Origin of the sequence: Streptomyces sp. NPDC058308 (assembly GCF_042880275.1) — a bacterium.
GTDB lineage: Bacteria > Actinomycetota > Actinomycetes > Streptomycetales > Streptomycetaceae > Streptomyces.
On the sequence record NZ_JBHVZA010000012.1, the window covers coordinates 73197 to 89288 of the forward strand.

15 protein-coding genes are annotated in these 16092 nt (G+C 72.5%); 9 read left to right on the top strand and 6 right to left on the bottom strand.

The window, feature by feature from the left end:
- Positions 1 to 72: 72 nt before the first annotated feature.
- The 3 genes from ACFVYL_RS18165 (at position 73) to ACFVYL_RS18175 (ending at position 5544) form a co-directional block, all read left to right on the top strand.
- A complete protein-coding gene (locus tag ACFVYL_RS18165) occupies positions 73 to 3528 on the top strand; it encodes a DNA polymerase III subunit alpha (protein ID WP_389717004.1) in 3456 nt (1151 codons plus the stop codon).
- Entirely contained in the window at positions 3525 to 4520 is a 996-nt protein-coding gene (locus ACFVYL_RS18170) for a hypothetical protein (RefSeq protein ID WP_389717006.1), read from the top strand. The genes ACFVYL_RS18165 and ACFVYL_RS18170 overlap by 4 nt, the downstream gene beginning before the upstream one ends.
- Before the next feature lie 160 nt (positions 4521 to 4680).
- Positions 4681 to 5544: an esterase/lipase family protein gene (locus ACFVYL_RS18175; protein ID WP_389717008.1), complete on the top strand. Its 864-nt coding sequence runs from the start codon at positions 4681 to 4683 to the stop codon at positions 5542 to 5544.
- Positions 5545 to 5641: 97 nt separating this feature from the next.
- Here the strand turns inward: ACFVYL_RS18175 and ACFVYL_RS18180 are convergent, their stop codons facing one another.
- Both ACFVYL_RS18180 and ACFVYL_RS18185 read right to left on the bottom strand, forming a co-directional pair.
- Positions 5642 to 6637 (bottom strand): lytic polysaccharide monooxygenase, encoded by a 996-nt coding sequence (locus ACFVYL_RS18180; protein WP_389717010.1) that lies wholly within the window; start codon positions 6635 to 6637, stop codon positions 5642 to 5644.
- A gap of 222 nt (positions 6638 to 6859) precedes the next feature.
- A complete protein-coding gene (locus ACFVYL_RS18185; protein WP_389717012.1) occupies positions 6860 to 7546 on the bottom strand; it encodes a response regulator in 687 nt (228 codons plus the stop codon).
- A 131-nt stretch (positions 7547 to 7677) separates the two neighbouring features.
- Between ACFVYL_RS18185 and ACFVYL_RS18190 the strand changes: the two genes are divergently transcribed.
- Genes ACFVYL_RS18190 through ACFVYL_RS18205 form a run of 4 tightly spaced genes read left to right on the top strand, consistent with a single transcriptional unit; the run spans position 7678 to position 11168 of the window.
- Positions 7678 to 8661: a Bug family tripartite tricarboxylate transporter substrate binding protein gene (locus ACFVYL_RS18190; RefSeq protein WP_389717298.1), complete on the top strand. Its 984-nt coding sequence runs from the start codon at positions 7678 to 7680 to the stop codon at positions 8659 to 8661.
- Positions 8658 to 9188 carry a tripartite tricarboxylate transporter TctB family protein gene (locus ACFVYL_RS18195; RefSeq protein WP_389717015.1) on the top strand — a complete coding sequence of 177 codons (531 nt, stop codon included), beginning with the start codon at positions 8658 to 8660 and terminating at the stop codon, positions 9186 to 9188. The genes ACFVYL_RS18190 and ACFVYL_RS18195 overlap by 4 nt, the downstream gene beginning before the upstream one ends.
- Before the next feature lies 1 nt (position 9189).
- On the top strand, positions 9190 to 10698 hold the full coding sequence (locus tag ACFVYL_RS18200) for a tripartite tricarboxylate transporter permease (RefSeq protein WP_389717017.1): 1509 nt from the start codon (positions 9190 to 9192) through the stop codon (positions 10696 to 10698).
- Positions 10695 to 11168: a GNAT family N-acetyltransferase gene (locus ACFVYL_RS18205; protein WP_389717019.1), complete on the top strand. Its 474-nt coding sequence runs from the start codon at positions 10695 to 10697 to the stop codon at positions 11166 to 11168. The genes ACFVYL_RS18200 and ACFVYL_RS18205 overlap by 4 nt, the downstream gene beginning before the upstream one ends.
- Positions 11169 to 11186: 18 nt before the next feature.
- Here the strand turns inward: ACFVYL_RS18205 and ACFVYL_RS18210 are convergent, their stop codons facing one another.
- The 3 genes from ACFVYL_RS18210 to ACFVYL_RS18220 form a co-directional block, all read right to left on the bottom strand.
- Positions 11187 to 11327, bottom strand: coding sequence for a hypothetical protein (locus ACFVYL_RS18210; RefSeq protein ID WP_361728517.1), 141 nt, complete (start codon positions 11325 to 11327; stop codon positions 11187 to 11189).
- Positions 11328 to 11420: 93 nt separating this feature from the next.
- Positions 11421 to 11927 carry a DUF402 domain-containing protein gene (locus ACFVYL_RS18215; protein ID WP_389717021.1) on the bottom strand — a complete coding sequence of 169 codons (507 nt, stop codon included), beginning with the start codon at positions 11925 to 11927 and terminating at the stop codon, positions 11421 to 11423.
- Positions 11908 to 12846 carry a GNAT family N-acetyltransferase gene (locus ACFVYL_RS18220; protein WP_389717023.1) on the bottom strand — a complete coding sequence of 313 codons (939 nt, stop codon included), beginning with the start codon at positions 12844 to 12846 and terminating at the stop codon, positions 11908 to 11910. Before ACFVYL_RS18220 ends, ACFVYL_RS18215 begins: the two co-directional genes overlap by 20 nt.
- 125 nt (positions 12847 to 12971) lie before the next feature.
- Here ACFVYL_RS18220 and ACFVYL_RS18225 point away from each other — a divergent pair, with 125 nt between their 5' ends.
- On the top strand, positions 12972 to 13352 hold the full coding sequence (locus ACFVYL_RS18225) for a GntR family transcriptional regulator (protein ID WP_389717026.1): 381 nt from the start codon (positions 12972 to 12974) through the stop codon (positions 13350 to 13352).
- Between the two features lie 42 nt (positions 13353 to 13394).
- On the opposite strand, the gene ACFVYL_RS18230 is transcribed toward ACFVYL_RS18225, so the two are convergent.
- Positions 13395 to 14489, bottom strand: a complete 1095-nt coding sequence (locus ACFVYL_RS18230; protein ID WP_389717027.1) for a DUF5925 domain-containing protein — start codon at positions 14487 to 14489, stop codon at positions 13395 to 13397.
- Positions 14490 to 14628: 139 nt separating this feature from the next.
- Between ACFVYL_RS18230 and ACFVYL_RS18235 the strand changes: the two genes are divergently transcribed.
- Positions 14629 to 16056 (top strand): xylan 1,4-beta-xylosidase, encoded by a 1428-nt coding sequence (locus ACFVYL_RS18235; RefSeq protein ID WP_389717029.1) that lies wholly within the window; start codon positions 14629 to 14631, stop codon positions 16054 to 16056.
- The last annotated feature ends 36 nt before the right edge of the window (positions 16057 to 16092 follow it).

Consider the following 16092-nt stretch of genomic DNA (forward strand, 5'->3'; position numbering starts at 1 on the left):
AAGTTCGAAACTGGTCTATGGTGGAGACGGGGGATGTGAGATCGGATCGGTTCAGGGTGCCAGGAGGTGCGTGTGTCAGGGTTCACGCATCTGCACACCGTCTCCGGGTTCTCCCCCCGGTACGGGGCCTCGCACCCGGAGCGGCTCGCCGAGCGCGCCGCCGAGCGGGGCATGGACGCCCTCGCCCTCACCGACCGGGACACCCTCGCGGGCGCCGTCCGGTTCGCCAAGGCCTGCGCCAAGGCGGGCGTACGGCCGCTGTTCGGGACCGAGCTCGCCGTGGGGGCGCCCGCCCCGGACACCGGCGAACGGCGGCGGGCACCCGTGCGCGGCGGCGCCTTCATCGACGAGTCGGCCCCGCGCGTCACCTTCCTCGCCCGGGACGGCGCCACCGGCTGGGCCGCGCTCTGCCGGCTGATCACCGCGGCGCACCGCGCCGGCGCCGCCGACGGGCCACCCGTCCTGCCCTGGCAGGAGAACCACGGAGAGGGCCTGACCGTCCTGCTCGGCCCGGCCTCCGACGTGGCGCGCGCGCTCGCCGCGGGACGCCCCGACCGCGCCGCCCGCCTGCTCGCCCCCTGGCGCGAGCGCTACGGCGACGCGCTGCGCCTTGAGTCCGTCTGGCACGGCCGCGAGGGCACGGGCCCCGGCTCGCTGCGGCTCGCCGCGCGCACCGTCGGCTTCGCCGCCGAGCAGGGCGTACGCCCCGTGCTGAGCAACGCCGTGCGCTACGCCGACCCCGGCCAGGGCCCCGTCGCCGACGTCCTCGACGCCGCGCGCCGCCTCGTCCCCGTCGACCCGACCAAGGAGCTCGACAGCGGCGAACGGTGGCTGAAGGGCGCGGACGACATGCTGCGCGTCGCCGAGCGTGTCGTCGAGGCGGCGGGCTTCCGCGGCGACACCGCCCACCGCCTGCTCGAACAGACGCAGGCGGCCGCCGCCGAGTGCCTCGTCGACCCCGAGGACGACATCGGCATCGGATCCGTGCGCTTCCCCGAGCCGCGCCTGGTCGGCGCCGGGCGCCGCACCGCGCAGCGCGTCCTCGCCTCACGGGCGGCGGCGGGCATGGTGCGGCGCGGCTACGACTCCCGCCGCGCGTACTGGGAGCGGATGCACCACGAGCTGGACATCATCGACCACCACGGATACGCCTCCTACTTCCTGACCGTGGCCCAAGTCGTCGACGACGTACGGGACCTGGGCATCCGGGTCGCGGCGCGCGGCTCCGGCGCGGGATCCCTGGTCAACCACCTCATCGGCATCGCGCACGCCGACCCCGTCGAGCACGGGCTGCTCATGGAGCGGTTTCTGTCCAAGCGGCGGCACGTCCTGCCGGACATCGACATCGACGTCGAGTCGGCCCGCCGCCTGGAGGTCTACCGCGCGATCATCGGCCGCTTCGGCACCGAGCGGGTCGCGACGGTCGCCATGCCCGAGACCTACCGGGTACGGCACGCCGTACGCGATGTGGGCGCCGCCCTGTCCATGGACCCGGCCGAGATCGACAGGATCGCCAAGGCCTTCCCGCACATCCGCGCGCGCGATGCCCGCGCCGCGATGGAGGAGCTGCCCGAACTGCGGCAGATCGCCACGGAGCTGGGTGGCAGGGACCGGCTGTGGGAGCTGGTCGAGGCGCTGGACGCGCTGCCGCGCGGCGTCGCCATGCACCCGTGCGGGGTGCTGCTCTCCGACGCCTCGCTGCTCGCCCGCACCCCCGTGGTGCCGACCAGCGGCGAGGGCCTGCCCATGTCGCAGTTCGACAAGGAGGACGTCGAGGAGCTCGGCCTGCTCAAGCTGGACGTGCTCGGCGTGCGGATGCAGTCGGCGATGGCGCACGCGGTGGCGGAGGTCGAGCGGGCCACGGGCGATGTCGTGGATCTCGACGACCCGCGCCAGGTCCCGCCGGGCGACCCGGCGACGTACCGGCTCATCAAGTCCACCGAGACGCTCGGCTGCTTCCAGATCGAGTCGCCGGGCCAGCGGGACCTGGTCGGGCGGCTGCAGCCCGCGACCTTCCACGACCTGGTGGTCGACATCTCGCTGTTCCGTCCAGGACCGGTCGCCGCCGACATGGTGCGGCCCTTCATCGAGTCCCGGCACGGCCGCGCGCCCGTCCGCTATCCGCACCCGGACCTGACGGAGCCGCTGAAGGAGACCTACGGCGTCGTCGTCTTCCACGAGCAGATCATCGAGATCGTGAACATCATGACCGGCTGCGGACGCGACGAGGCGGACCGGGTGCGGCGCGGGCTCTCCGACCCCGAGTCGCAGGGGCGGATCCGCTTCTGGTTCGCGCAGCACGCGGCGGCCAGGGGGTACGACGCGGAGACGATCGGCCGCACCTGGGGGATCGTCGAGGCCTTCGGCTCGTACGGCTTCTGCAAGGCGCACGCGGTGGCCTTCGCCGTGCCGACGTACCAGTCGGCCTGGCTGAAGGCCCATCACCCGGCGGCCTTCTACGCCGGGTTGCTCACGCACGACCCCGGCATGTACCCGAAGCGGCTGCTGCTCGCGGACGCGCGGCGGCGCGGGGTGCCGATCCTGCCGCTGGACGTGAACCGGTCGGCGGTCGCTCACCGTATCGAACTGGTGTCTGGTTCCGACTCGGCTCCGGACCGGTGGGGCCTGCGCCTCGCGCTCAGCGACGTGCACGGCATCAGCGAGGCCGAGGCCGCGCGGATCGCCGACGGGCAGCCCTACGCCTCGCTCGTCGACTTCTGGGAGCGCGCCAGGCCCTCGAAGCCGGTCGCGCAACGGCTCGCGCAGGTCGGCGCGCTCGACGCGTTCGGCGCCAACCGCCGCGACCTGCAACTGCACCTCGCCGAGCTGCGACGCGGGGCGCGGGGCGCGGCCGGCGCCCAACTGCCCCTGGCCGGCGGGCGGAGGACGGCCCCCGCGGGCCTGCCGGACCTGGACGACGCGGAGCGGCTCAGCGCCGAACTGGGCGTCCTCGGCATGGACTCCTCGCGCCACCTCATGGGGGACCACCGCGGTTTCCTGGAGGAGCTCGGCGTGTTCAGCGCCCGGCGCCTGCGCGAGGCCGAACACGGTGCGACCGTCCTGGTCGCGGGCGCCAAGGCCGCCACCCAGACCCCGCCGATCCGCTCCGGCAAACGCGTCATCTTCACCACCCTGGACGACGGCACGGGCCTGGTCGACCTGGCCTTCTTCGACGATGCCCACGAGCGGTGCGCGCACACCGTCTTCCACTCCTGGCTGCTGCTCGTGCGCGGCGTGGTGCAGCGCCGCGGACCGCGCAGCCTCAGCGTGGTCGGCGCGGCGGCGTGGAACCTGGCGGACCTGGTGGAGACGCGGAAGGAGGGCGGACTCGACGCGGTGGCGCAGCGCCTGGCGGAACCGGAGCCCGGCCCCGCCCCCGAGGAGGGGCCGGACCGGGCCGACGGGCGCCGCATCCGGCTGGCCAACGGATACGAGATGCACCCCTGGGCGGATCTGCGCCCGGCGGGCGAGGGGCCGGCGGGCAGCGGCAGGAAGTTGTGGCACCAGAGCCAGGGGAGCGCGGGATGAACAACAGGACCACCACCCTCTACGTGCGCTTCCTGCTGCCGCCCAGGTACGAGGCCGTGCTGCCCCAGCTCATCGCGCTGCTCGGCGAGTTCACCCCGCAGGTCGAGGCGCTCCCGCCGGACGCCGCGCTCGTCGACGTGCGCGGCGCGCGACGGTACTTCCGGCGGGGCGCCGTCGAGCTGGCCGCGCTGATCCGGGTACGGGCGCTCGCGCTGTACGGGGTGGAGTGCGCGATCGGCGCGGGCCCCGGCCCGATGCTGGCGCGGATGGCCGCGCGGGGCGCCGCGCCGGGGGTGACCCGCGCGGTGCCCGAAGGGGCGGACGGCGTGGCGGAGTTCCTCGCGGGGCGGCCGGTCGGCGAGCTGCCCGGCATCGGCCGCGCCACCGCCCGCACCCTCTGCGAGTACGGCCTCGACACCCTGGAGAAGGTCGGCGCCGCGCCCCTGTCCACCCTGCAGCGGCTCGTCGGCGCCCGCGCGGGCCGCGAGCTGAGCGAGAAGGCGCGGGGTGTCGACCGCACCCGGGTCGTACCGAACGCCGCCGCGCGCTCGGTCGCCGTCGAACGCCCCTTTCCCCGCGACGAGCTGGACCCCTCCCGGCACCGCCGCGCCCTGCTCTCCGGCGCCGAGGAGCTGGGCGTCAGGATGCGCGGGGAGGCCCAGGTGTGCCGCACGCTGACCCTCACCGTGCGGTACGCGGACCGGACCGGATACTCGACGATCACCCGGAGCCGGACCCTGCCCGAGCCGACCGCCCACTCCGCCGCGCTGACCGCGGCCGCCTACCGCATGTACGAGACGCTCGGCCTGCAGCGCGCCCGGGTGCGGGCCGTGTCCCTGCGCGCCGAGGGGATCGGGCCCGCCGAACGCGCCACCCACCAGCTGACGTTCGACCCGGTGGACGAGAAGGCCCGCCGGATCGAGGAGGTGGCCGACCGGGCGCGGGAGAAGTTCGGCCCCGGCGCGATCGTGCCGGGGACGCTGGCGGCGTGACCCGCCGTGACCGTGCCAGTGAGCACTGGAACTTTTGCCGTCGCGCCGCTTCACTCTTCATCTACCGGCGCGTAATTTGACGTGAGCACGGCATCCTGTTGATCCGGGTCGCAGGTCGTACCTCCCCCGCAACTCCCCTGAGCCGCAAGGAGATCACACGATGCTGCCCTGGAGACGCGCGCTGCGCGCGCTCGCGGCCGTCCTGCTCGTCACGGGCGCGGCCACCCTCACCCCCGTGGCCACGGCTGCCGCGTCGGCCGGGACGTCCGCCTCGTCGAGCGGCTGGAACGACTACGCCTGTAAGCCGTCCGCCGCCCATCCCCGCCCGGTCGTCCTCGTGCACGGCACGTTCGGGAACTCCGTCGACAACTGGCTCGTCCTCGCGCCCTACCTGGTCAAACGCGGCTACTGCGTCTTCTCCCTGGATTACGGCCAGTTGCCGGGCGTGCCCTTCTTCAACGGGCTCGGCCCCATCGACAAGTCGGCCGAGCAGCTCGACGGCTTCGTCGACAAGGTGCTCGCCTCGACGGGCGCGAAGAAGGCGGACCTCGTCGGCCACTCGCAGGGCGGCATGATGCCCCGCTACTACCTCAAGTTCCTCGGCGGCGCCGAGAAGGTGAACGCCATGATCGGCCTCGCCCCCGACAACCACGGCACCACCCTGCTCGGCCTCACCAAGCTGCTGCCGTACTTCCCCGGCGTCGAGGACCTGCTGACCACGAACACCCCGGGCCTCGCCGACCAGGTGGCCGGATCGCCCTTCCTGACCAAGCTCAACGCGGGCGGGGACACGGTCCCCGGCGTGCGCTACACCGTCATCGCCACCAAGTACGACGAGGTGGTCACCCCGTACCGCACCCAGTTCCTCGACGGCCCCGACGTGCGCAACGTGACCCTGCAGGACCTGTGCCCCGTCGCCCTCTCGGAGCACGTGGCGATCGGCATCCTGGACCGCGTCGCCCACCACGAGGTGGCGAACGCGCTGGACCCGGCCCACGCGACCCCGAGCACCTGCCTGTCCTGACCCCGAAACGTGCGGGCCGTTGCCTCCCCCCAGACTGCGGGGAGGCGACGGCCCTCTGTCGTACTGCCGTGCTGTCGAGCTGTCGTGCTCAGGCCGTTCAGCGGCCGTGGCGGCCGGCCGCGCGGCGGCGCGTCGTGCCGAACATCGCCGCGGCACCGACGGCGAGGGCGGCGGCACCGCCGATCGCGATGTACGGGGTGGTGCTGTCGCCGCCGGTCTCGGCGAGGTTGTCGTTCGCCGTGCCGACCGGCTTCTCGGCGCCGCCGTTCACCTCGGGCCGGTTGTCGCCGGTCGCGGGCCCGTCGGCGGGGTTGGCCGCGGTGGCCTCCGCCCCGGTGTGCGCGTTGGCGTCCCCGTGACCGTGGTGCTCGACGGTCGACTTGTCGGCGCCTGCCGCGATCTCCTGCTCGGAAGGGGCGGACGCGGCCGGGGCGGGAGCGGCGCCGGAACCGCCGGAGTCCTTGCCGAAGACGACGTCGGAGCAGGTGTAGAACGCCTCGGGGGAGTCCGAACGCTGCCAGATCGAGTAGATCAGGTGGCGGCCCGACTTGGCGGGGACCTTGCCGTCGAAGACGTAGTCGCCGTTCTCCATCTTCGGGTCGGCGACGTCGACGAACGGCTTCTCCTCCAGGTCCGACCACTTCAGCGGCTTGCTCGGGTCGTACGAGTCCTTCGTGATGTACAGCTCGAAGGAGCCCTTGTGCGGGGCGGTGCCCTTGTAGCGGAAGGTGTGGTTGCCCGCGGCGAGCTTGCTGGCCGGCCAGTCGGCGCGCGGCAGGTCGAGGCCCTTGTACTTGTCGTTGCCTGCGCTGCACAGCTTGCCGTCGGGGATGATCTCCTTCGACTTGCCTGCGGCGTTGGCGACGTTCACCGCGTTCCAGTCGTAGAAGGCCTGCACGCCACTGGCCGACAAGGCGGCCTTGCAGGCGGCCGACTTCGGGGATTCCGGGCCCTCCTGGAAGCACGCGGAGACCCGGCTGACCGGGTCCGTCATCGAGCCGTGCGCGGCGGCGGGCGCGGTCGACAGGGCGGTCAGGGCGAGCGGGGCGACACCGGCGGCGGCGAACGCGGCGATCTTGCGGCGGGCGGTCATGGGGGCTCTCCTCAAGCAGCGGTTGGGGGACACGGGGCGACGGCGAACGGGCGGCACAGCCCCCCGAGCACCAAGCGGCACCGACGGTTCGTCATCGCCCCGGCGACCAGAAAGCTAGCCCCTGAAATCCGCGAAATCCCCTGCTGAGAGCGGTAAACGGTGATCCTTATGGTGCGTTTAAGGAAGCCTTCGGACTCCGCTCAGGTCGTGCCCGAATTGCCCTCACCCCAGCCACCGATACCGCCGCTCCGGCCGCCCCGTCCCCCCGTACCGCAGCGTCACCTCCGCGCGTCCCGTGGTCACGAAGAACTCCAGATAGCGGCGTGCGCTCACCCGGGACAGGGAGCCGGCCCGCGCGCACTCCGATGCCGAGAGGCCGGCCGGGTGGTCGCGCAGGGTCTGCTCCATCAGCTCCGCCGTGTGGGCGGCCAGGCCCTTCGGGAGCTCGCGGGAGCCGGGCGGGCGGGTGCCGAAGAGCTGGTCGACGTCCTCCTGGCGGGCCTCCCGCAGGCCGTCGAGCCGGGCCCGGAGCGCCGCGACGTGCCGCAACTGCTCGTGCAGGGCCGTCTGGTTGAACGGTTTGATCAGGTAGTGCAGCGCCCCGGCCCGCAGCGCCGCCCGGACGATCTCCGCGTCCCGCGCGGCCGTGATGAACAGGGCGTCCACCGGACGGCGTGCGGGCTCGCGCTCCTCGGCGGCGCGCAGTTCGCGCAGTACGGCGATGCCGTCCATGTCGGGCAGGTACACGTCCAGGAGGACGAGGTCGGGGCGAAGGCGCCGCACCGCGTCGACCGCCTCGGCGCCGCTGTGGGCGACCCCGGCCACGGTGAAGCCCTCCACCGCCGCGACGTAACGGCTGTGCAGCTTGGCGACCATGAAGTCGTCGTCCACGACCAGCACCCTTGTCATCGCCGCAGGCTATGGGCGCGACCACAACGACCACAACGTCCGTTGATTCCGGAAGAGAGACAGGTGGTCGACGCGCGGGCAACATGTGGGCCACCTCACACCCGACTACCGACCGACAGGTGGTGGCACACGTGCGCCTGCGCACACCCCTCGCCCTGTTCGGGGCCGCTCTCCTCGTGCTCGTGGCGCCGCCGCTGCTCACCCCGGGCAGCGGCGCCGAGACCGGCACACAGATCCCCGGGCTGCGCTTCATGGTCCCCAACACGCCGGGCGGCGGCTACGACATCACCGCACGCACCGCCGCGAAGAACGCCGAGGACGCCGGACTCACCCACAACATCGAGGTGTTCAACCTGCCGGGCGCGGGCGGCACCGTCGGCCTGACCCGCCTCGTCGGCGAGCACGGCAACGGCAAGCTCGCCATGTCCATGGGCCTCGGCGTCGTGGGCGCCGCCCGCTCCAACCACTCCCCGAAGACCCTCGCCGACACCACACCGATCGCCCGGCTCACCGAGGAGCAGGACGTCGTCGTGGTCGCCAGGAACTCCCCGTACAAGACCATCGGCCAGCTCGTCGGCGCCTGGAGGGAGAACCCCGGCAAGGTCACCGTCGGCGGCGGCTCGTCGCCCGGCGGGCCCGACCACCTGGCCCCGATGCTGATGGCGCGCGCCGCCGGCATCGAGCCGAAGGAGGTCAACTACGTCCCCTTCGACGGCGGCGGCGAACTGCTCGCCTCGATCCTCGGCAGCAAGGTCGCCTTCGGCGTCTCCGGAGTCGGTGAGTACCTCGACCAGATCAGGTCGGGGGAGCTGCGGCTGCTCGCCGTCACCGGACCCGAGCGGGTGAAGGGCCTGGACGGACCCACCCTCAAGGAGTCCGGCTACGACGTGGACTTCACCAACTGGCGCGGCATCGTCGCCCCGCCAGGACTCACCGGCGCCGAGCGCGAGAAGCTCACCGGGCTCGTCGAGAAGCTGCACGCCTCCAAGGAGTGGCGCGAGTCCCTGAAGAAGAACGGCTGGGACGACGCCTTCCTCACCGGGGAGAAGTTCGGCGACTTCCTGGCCGCCCAGGACCAGCGCGTCGTGTCGGTACTGAAGGAGCTGGGGCTGTGACCACCACCGACATCCCCCACGAGCCGCGAAACCGCCGCTCCTGGCTGCGCGAACACTCCGAACTCGGCGTGTGTGTCCTGCTCCTCGCCCTCGGCGCCCTCGTCCTCACCGACGCACTCACCATGGACGTCGACCTCACCCAGCGCGGCCCCATCGGCCCGAAGACCGTGCCCATCGCCGTCGGCACCGGACTGCTCGTCGTCGCCGTCCTGCTCGCCGTCGACGTCCTGCGCGGCGGCCGCGGCGAGGCCGAGGGCGGCGAGGACATCGACCTCTCCGAACCCGCCGACTGGCGCACCGTGCTGCTCCTGGCGGGCGTCTTCCTCATGACCGCCGTCCTCATCGAACCCGCCGGCTTCCCGATCGCCGGGGCGCTGCTCTTCTGGGGCGCCGCCTACGCCCTCGGCAGCCGCCACTTCGACCGCGACCCGCTCATCGCTGCCGCGCTCTCCGTCGTCACTTACGAAGTCTTCAACAACCTGCTCGGCGTGCCCCTGCCGGGCGGCCCCCTGATGGGAGTGCTGTGACATGAACGCCTTCAACTCCCTGATGGACGGTTTCGGCACGGCCCTCACCCCCATCAACCTCCTGTGGGCCGCGGTCGGCGTCCTGCTCGGCACGGCGATCGGCGTGCTGCCCGGCATCGGCCCCGCGATGGCGGTGGCCCTGCTGCTCCCGGTGACGTACGGACTCGAACCGACCGGCGCCTTCATCATGTTCGCCGGGATCTACTACGGCGCGATGTTCGGCGGCTCGACGACGTCGATCCTGCTCAACACCCCGGGAGAGAGCGCCGCCGTCGTCGCCGCCATGGAGGGCCACCCGATGGCCAGGTCCGGGCGCGGCGCGCAGGCCCTCGCGGCCGCCGCCATCGGGCACTTCGCGGGCGGCATGATCGGTACGACGCTCCTGGTGGTCCTCGCGCCGACGGTCGCCGACCTCGCCGTCGACATCGGCGCGCCCGACTACTTCGCCATCATGGTGCTGGCGTTCATCGCGGTCACCTCCGTGCTCGGCTCATCGCGCATCCGCGGCCTCGCCTCGCTCCTGATCGGCCTGACCATCGGCCTCGTCGGCCTCGACCAGATGACGGGCCAGCAGCGGCTCACCTTCGGCTCGCTCCAACTCGCCGACGGAGTCGACGTGGTGATCGTCGCCGTGGGACTCTTCGCGATCGGCGAGGCCCTGTGGGTCGCCGCCCACCTGCGCCGCACCAGCGGGCAGGCGATCCCGGTCGGCCGCCCCTGGCTGGCGAGGAAGGACGTGAAGCGCACCTGGAAGGCCTGGCTGCGCGGCCCCCTCATCGGCTTCCCGTTCGGCGCGATCCCGGCGGGCGGCGCGGAGATCCCGACGTTCCTGTCGTACGTGACGGAGAAGCGCCTGTCCAAGCACAAGGAGGAGTGGGGCAAGGGCGCCATCGAGGGCGTCGCGGGTCCCGAGTCGGCCTCCTCCGCCTCGGCCGCCGGAACCCTCGTCTCCATGCTGACGCTCGGTCTGCCCACGACCGCCGTCGCCGCCGTGATGCTCGCCGCCTTCCAGCAGTACGGCATCCAGCCGGGCCCGCTCCTCTTCGAACGCGAGGCGGACCTGGTCTGGGGGCTCATCGCCTCGCTGTTCGTCGGCATGGTGCTCCTGCTCGCGCTGAACCTGCCGCTGGCCCCGGTCTGGGCGAAGCTCCTGCGCATCCCGCGGCCCCACCTCTACGCGGGCATCCTCTTCTTCGCGGCCGTCGGCGCCTACGCGGTCGGCGGCGAGTCCCTCGACCTCGTCGTCCTTCTCGTCATCGGCCTGATCGGCTTCGGCATGCGGCGCTACGGACTGCCCATCCTGCCCGCCGTCATCGGCGTCATCCTCGGCCCCAACGCCGAGCAACAGCTGCGCCGCGCCCTGCAGATCAGCGACGGCAGCGTCTCCGGCCTCGTCGACACGCCGTTCTCCGTGACCGTCTATGGCCTCATCGTCCTGATCGTGGCGTGGCCCTTGTTGAAGAAGGCGGTGGTGCGGGCGCGGCGCCGTGACGTAGACGTAGAGGCATGACCACCAACGAGGGTTCCACGGACATCCGCCTCGCCACCGCCGCCGACGTGCCCGCCGTGCGGGCGGTCACCGACGCGGCCTACCACCACTACATCGAACGCATCGGGCGCGTCCCCGCCCCGATGGAGGCCGACCACGCGGCCGATGTGGCGGCGGGCTTCGTGTACGTCACCGGGGACCCCGTGGTGGGTCTCCTGGTGCTCGTTCCGCGCCCGTACGAGGGGCGTCTCCTCCTGGAGTCGATCGCGGTCCATCCCGATGCCGCGGGGCAGGGGGTGGGCCGGCGTCTGCTCGCCTTCGTGGACGCGCACGCGCGTGCGCTGGGGCTCGTCGAGGTGCGGCTCTACACCAACGCGCTGATGTGGGAGAACCAGAAGATCTACCCTCGGTACGGCTACGAGGTCGTCGAGCGGCGGATGGACGGCCCTTACGACCGCATCCACTACCGCAAGCGGCTCGTGGAGAACTGACGGGGCATCACCGCCGGTTCAGCCGTCCGGCCACCACGTCCGCTGGATGTCCTTGCGGACCTCGGGCCTCTCCCGCGGCCGGACCTCCGCCTCCTGGCGCTCCCGCACCCTGCGGCTGACGGACTTGCTCGCGGGCTTGTGCGTGGTCACTCGACGCATGGCGGCCTCCCGGCTTCCCGACTCCCTGCCTTACCGATGTCCATTCGGAGCACTCGGTAGACCTGTTGCGGCCCGCTTTCTGATCGAGGGCTGTCAGCCGATGGTCCCGAAGCCCTCGCTGCGGGCCTTCGCCTCCAGCTCGTCCAGGGCCCGGACCGCCGCTTCCGCCGCCGCCGGATCGGCGGCGGACAGGCCGCTCGCCGCGAACTCGTCCTCGTCAAGGCGCAGTACGGTACCGCCGTCGGCCGAGCACCACAGGTCCAGGTCGAGGTCCTCCACCGTGAGGACCGCGCCCTCGCGGACCGCGGGGCGCGTCACGTCGCAGTACCAGCCCTTGAGGGCGCCGTCCGCGGCGTACACCTCCTTGACCGCGTACCAGCGGTCGCGCCAGTAGTGCTCGGTGAAGACGTCGCCCGGCTCGAAGCGCACGAAGCCGAAGTCGCGGACGCCGGGGGCCGCCCAGGGGGCGGAGACGGCGACGTGGTTGCCGTCGTCGTGGAGCAGGCGGGCCGGATAGCGGATCTTCGTCCGGCCCGCCTTCACCAGCGCGATCTCCAGGGTGGCAGTCTCCCGCGCCGCGTCAGCCGAGGGTGCGGACATGGCGGACCTCCGTCTCGTAGATCTCGTAACCGAACCACTTGTTGATCGCGAGCATCGGTTCGTTACCGGCGTCGTTGCCCGTGAACGCCTCCGTGCACCCGGCCTCACGGGCGCGGTGCAGGGAGTCGTTCTTGGCGGCCTTGGCAAGACCGCGGCCGCGGTGGGCGCGCGCGGTGCCCGTCATGCCGGACGCGTAACGCCCCGCGCCGTCCACACGGGCCAGGCTGAACGCCGCGGGGACGCCGTCCACCAGCGCCACGGTGGTCAGCTCCTGGCTGACCAGAGGGTGGTGCCAGGTCTCGGCGAGCCAGTGCTCGTAGTCCGTGAACTCGGCCGCCACATCGCTCGGTTCGTCGGCCACCGTCTCCGCGTCCAGCGCGAAGAGCGGCCGCGCGTCGTCCGCGAACACCGACCCGCTGACCAGCTCGACCCCGGCCGGTGGTGCCTCGCGGGGCGGCAGCGTGCCGTGCGCCAGGTCGAGGCGGAGGAAGTGCGCGCCGCGCCGCGCCGCATAGCCGCGGCGGGCGGCGAAGGCGAGGCTCCCGGGGGAGTCGAGCACCCACGAGTACACGGTCCGCGCGCCCGCGCCCGCCAGATACTCCTCGGCGGTCCGCAGCAGGAGCGTTCCGGCGCCCCGGCCGAGCCGCTCCGGATGGACGTAGACATTGGCGAAGCCCTGGCCCGGCTCCGGGCTGTCGTACGAGAGGCCCACCTGCGCCGTGCCGATGATCTCGCCGTCCACCTCGGCCACCAACTGCCGGAAGCCGGCGGCCGGGTGGGCCTGCGCGCGGTCGAAGGCGACCGATGCGGGGGTGGTGAGCATGGCGGGCACACAGGCCCGGCGCACGGCGGCGAAGCCGGCGTCGTCCGCGGCTGCGCTCGGGGCGTCGGCGCTCAGGGTTCGAATGATCACTGTCATGGAGCCGCACGGTACGTGGGGGCCGGGTGGGCTGCCTCCTATTTTCCGCGGGTTGGAAGTCCGGGCGCGACGTTCCGGGCGCGCGGGTGTCCCCGCGGGCCCGGGCCGTACGGGACAATCACTGCGTGACGTTGAAGATCGACATCGATGGGGGCGCGGGCGACGCGCCGTACGAGCAGGTGCGGGCCCAGATCGCCGGGCAGGCGAGGTCGGGGGAGCTGCCCGTCGGCTACAAGCTGCCTACCGTGCGGGGGCTCGCCGAATCGCTCGGGCTCGCGGCCAATACGGTCGCCAAGGCCTACCGGGCCCTGGAGGCCGACGGGGTCATCGAGACGCGCGGCCGGAACGGGACGTTCGTCGCCGCGGCCGGCGACGCGGCGGCCAGGACCGCGGCGGCCGAGGCGCAGGCGTACGCGGAGCGGGTGCGGCGGCTCGGGCTGTCCGAGGCGGACGCGGTGTCGGCCGTACGGGACGCGCTGCGCGCGGCCTACGGGGACGCCGGGTAGGCTTGTTTCCCGCCGTACCCGGCACCGCGGGGGTGCGGACGGCTACAGGTACAAGCCCGCGTCCGCGCCCTCCCGTTGGTCCGGGACCGACGGGGGGCTCGTGCCGCGGCGCAGGGCGAAGAGTTCCGCCAGGGTCGCGCCCTCGCGGCCCACGCCCTCCTCCGTGCCGAGCCACTCCACCGCCTCCGGACGGGTCAGCGCGCCGATCTCGATGCGGGCGAGGCAGCGGCCGGGGCGGACGACCGCGGGGTGCAGGCGCTCCAGGTCCTCGTTGGTCGTGACGCCCACCAGGACGTTCCTGCCCTGGCCGAGCAGTCCGTCCGTGAGATTGAGCAGGCGCGAGAGCGCCTGACCCGCCGTGTGCTTCGCCTCGCCGCGGATCAGCTCGTCGCAGTCCTCAAGGAGCAGCAGCCGCCAGCGGCCCTTCGCCGTCCCGTCGTCCTCGCCGATCGCGATGTCCATGAGATAGCCGACGTCGCTGAACAGCCGCTCCGGGTCGAGGACGCAGTCCACCTGGCACCAGTCGCGCCAGGACCGCGCCAGCGTGCGCAGCGCCGAGGTCTTGCCCGTGCCCGGCGGGCCGTGGAGCAGGAGGAGGCGCCCCGCGATGTCCTCGGGCGTGGTCTTCATCAGCGAGTCCATGGCGTCGGCGACCGGCGCCGTGTAGTTGGGCCGCACCTCCTCCCACGTACCGGCCGAGATCTGCCGGGTGGTGCGGTGCGGGCCGCGCCGCGGAGAGACGTACCAGAAGCCCATGGTCACGTTCTCCGGCTGGGGCTCGGGCTCGTCCTGCGCGTCGTCCGTGGCCTGCTTCAGGACCTTCTCGGCAAGAGCGGCGCTGGTCGCCGTCACCGTGACGTCCGCGCCGCGGTTCCAGCGCGAGACGAGCAGGGTCCAGCCGTCGCCCTCGGCGAGCGTTGCGCTGCGGTCGTCGTCGCGGGCCGCGCGCAGGACCGAGGCGCCGGGCGGCAGCAGCGTGGCACCGGACTTGACGCGTTCGATGTTCGCGCTGTGCGAGAAGGGCTGCTCGCCCGTGGCGAAACGGCCGAGGAAGAGCGCGTCCACGACATCCGACGGGGAGTCGCTGTCGTCGACGTTGAGCCGGATCGGCAGGGCGTCCTGTGGGTTCGCAGACATGCCGCCATGATCCGGCACGCACCCGCCGTCACGCATCAGGTTTCCACAGTGCGTCCCTTGTGTCCCGTTCCCGGAGCGGTCGCGGGCCCGCCGCCCGGAACCTGCCCCACCGCCGATCGCCCCGATACTCTGGTCCTTGATGGCACGTCATGGGTGGAATGCGGGAGTACGACGGTGGCGTCTTGTCGCCCTGCTCGGCGTCGGTCTTGTCGTACTGGCCCTGGTGATCACACTCGTCGACACGCTGCCCGGCGAGAAGGGCAGCACCAGGGGCACCACCCCTGACGGCGACAAGGTGTACGGCACCCCCGCCGTCCCGGCCCACCCGGCGAAGCCCCAGGTGGGCTGGGGCTTCACCCACACCCAGTACAGCGCGGACGACGGGGAGGACGCCGCTGTCGAGCGGGTCCGCGCCGAACTCGCGGGCCAGGGCAGGCCCGTCCCGCAGATCCAGCACATCATGGGCTGGGGCGCGGGCAACCCGGAGCCGGTGAAGGGGCGCTACGACTTCTCCGCCATGGACCGCCGGATGGACTTCGTCCGGGGCAGCGAGGGCACCCCCGTCGTGACGCTGTGCTGCGCTCCCGACTGGATGAAGGGCGGCAAGCCCGGCGCCGACAACACCGACTGGAGCAGGCCCTCCCTGGAGAAGGCCCCGGAGCGCGCCCACTACGGGGACTTCGCGAAGCTCGCCGCGACCGTCGCCAAGCGCTATCCCGACGTACGCCACTTCCTCGTATGGAACGAGTTCAAGGGCTTCTGGAACGACGAAGAGCGCCGCTGGGACTACGAGGGCTACACCGAGCTCTACAACCTGGTCTACAAGGAGCTCAAGAAGGTCGACGAGGACATCATGGTCGGCGGCCCCTACCTGGTCATGGACAGTGTGGACCCGCGCAGGACCGAGGGCGTGGCGAAGGAGCCGAAGGGCCCCTGGGGCCGGATGGACCAGCGGCCCCTCGACGCCTTCGACTACTGGAACAAGCACAAGGCGGGCGCCGATTTCGTCGTCGTCGACGGCGCCAGCTACACCGCGGACGACGAGATGCTCCCGGACGAGTTCAAGGCGACCGACAAGTTCGCGGCCGTCGGCACGTGGCTGCGCGCGCGGACCGGCGGCCTGCCGCTGTGGTGGGCCGAGTACTACGTGGAGCCGGGCGACAGCCAGGACGACCGCGACGACTGGTCCGAGGCGCACCGCGTCGCCGTCCAGGCGTCCGGGCTGATGGCGATGGCCCGGTCCGGCGCCACCAGCGGCTTCTACTGGAATCCGCAGAAGAAGGACGGCACGGCCTGCGCGGGCTGTCTCTGGACGTCCACCCGGGTGTCCGACGGGGGCGCCGCGCTGCCGATGCTGCGGCTCATCGAAAGGTTCGGCAAGGAGTTCGGCCCCGGCACGCGCTACGAGAAGGTACCGGTCGCCGCCGACAACAGGCCCGATGTCCGGGTGCTCGCCGACGACGAGGCGGTCCTCGTGGTCAACACCCTCGACCGGCGGATCAGCGCGGAGGTCGACGGGCAGCGGTTCGAGATGGAGGGGTACAAGGTGACGTGGCTGAAGCGGTGATCCGCCTCGTCCCCGCCGTCTTGCGATCGCACGCCC

Coding starts and splice junctions, on each gene's coding strand:
- ACFVYL_RS18170 (WP_389717006.1), top strand. CDS start 3,525: ATGAACAACAGGACCACCACCCTCTACGTGCGCTTCCTGCTGCCGCCC.
- ACFVYL_RS18175 (WP_389717008.1), top strand. CDS start 4,681: ATGCTGCCCTGGAGACGCGCGCTGCGCGCGCTCGCGGCCGTCCTGCTC.
- ACFVYL_RS18180 (WP_389717010.1), bottom strand. CDS start 6,637: ATGACCGCCCGCCGCAAGATCGCCGCGTTCGCCGCCGCCGGTGTCGCC.
- ACFVYL_RS18185 (WP_389717012.1), bottom strand. CDS start 7,546: ATGACAAGGGTGCTGGTCGTGGACGACGACTTCATGGTCGCCAAGCTG.
- ACFVYL_RS18200 (WP_389717017.1), top strand. CDS start 9,190: ATGAACGCCTTCAACTCCCTGATGGACGGTTTCGGCACGGCCCTCACC.
- ACFVYL_RS18205 (WP_389717019.1), top strand. CDS start 10,695: ATGACCACCAACGAGGGTTCCACGGACATCCGCCTCGCCACCGCCGCC.
- ACFVYL_RS18210 (WP_361728517.1), bottom strand. CDS start 11,327: ATGCGTCGAGTGACCACGCACAAGCCCGCGAGCAAGTCCGTCAGCCGC.
- ACFVYL_RS18215 (WP_389717021.1), bottom strand. CDS start 11,927: ATGTCCGCACCCTCGGCTGACGCGGCGCGGGAGACTGCCACCCTGGAG.
- ACFVYL_RS18220 (WP_389717023.1), bottom strand. CDS start 12,846: ATGACAGTGATCATTCGAACCCTGAGCGCCGACGCCCCGAGCGCAGCC.
- ACFVYL_RS18230 (WP_389717027.1), bottom strand. CDS start 14,489: ATGTCTGCGAACCCACAGGACGCCCTGCCGATCCGGCTCAACGTCGAC.
- ACFVYL_RS18235 (WP_389717029.1), top strand. CDS start 14,629: ATGGCACGTCATGGGTGGAATGCGGGAGTACGACGGTGGCGTCTTGTC.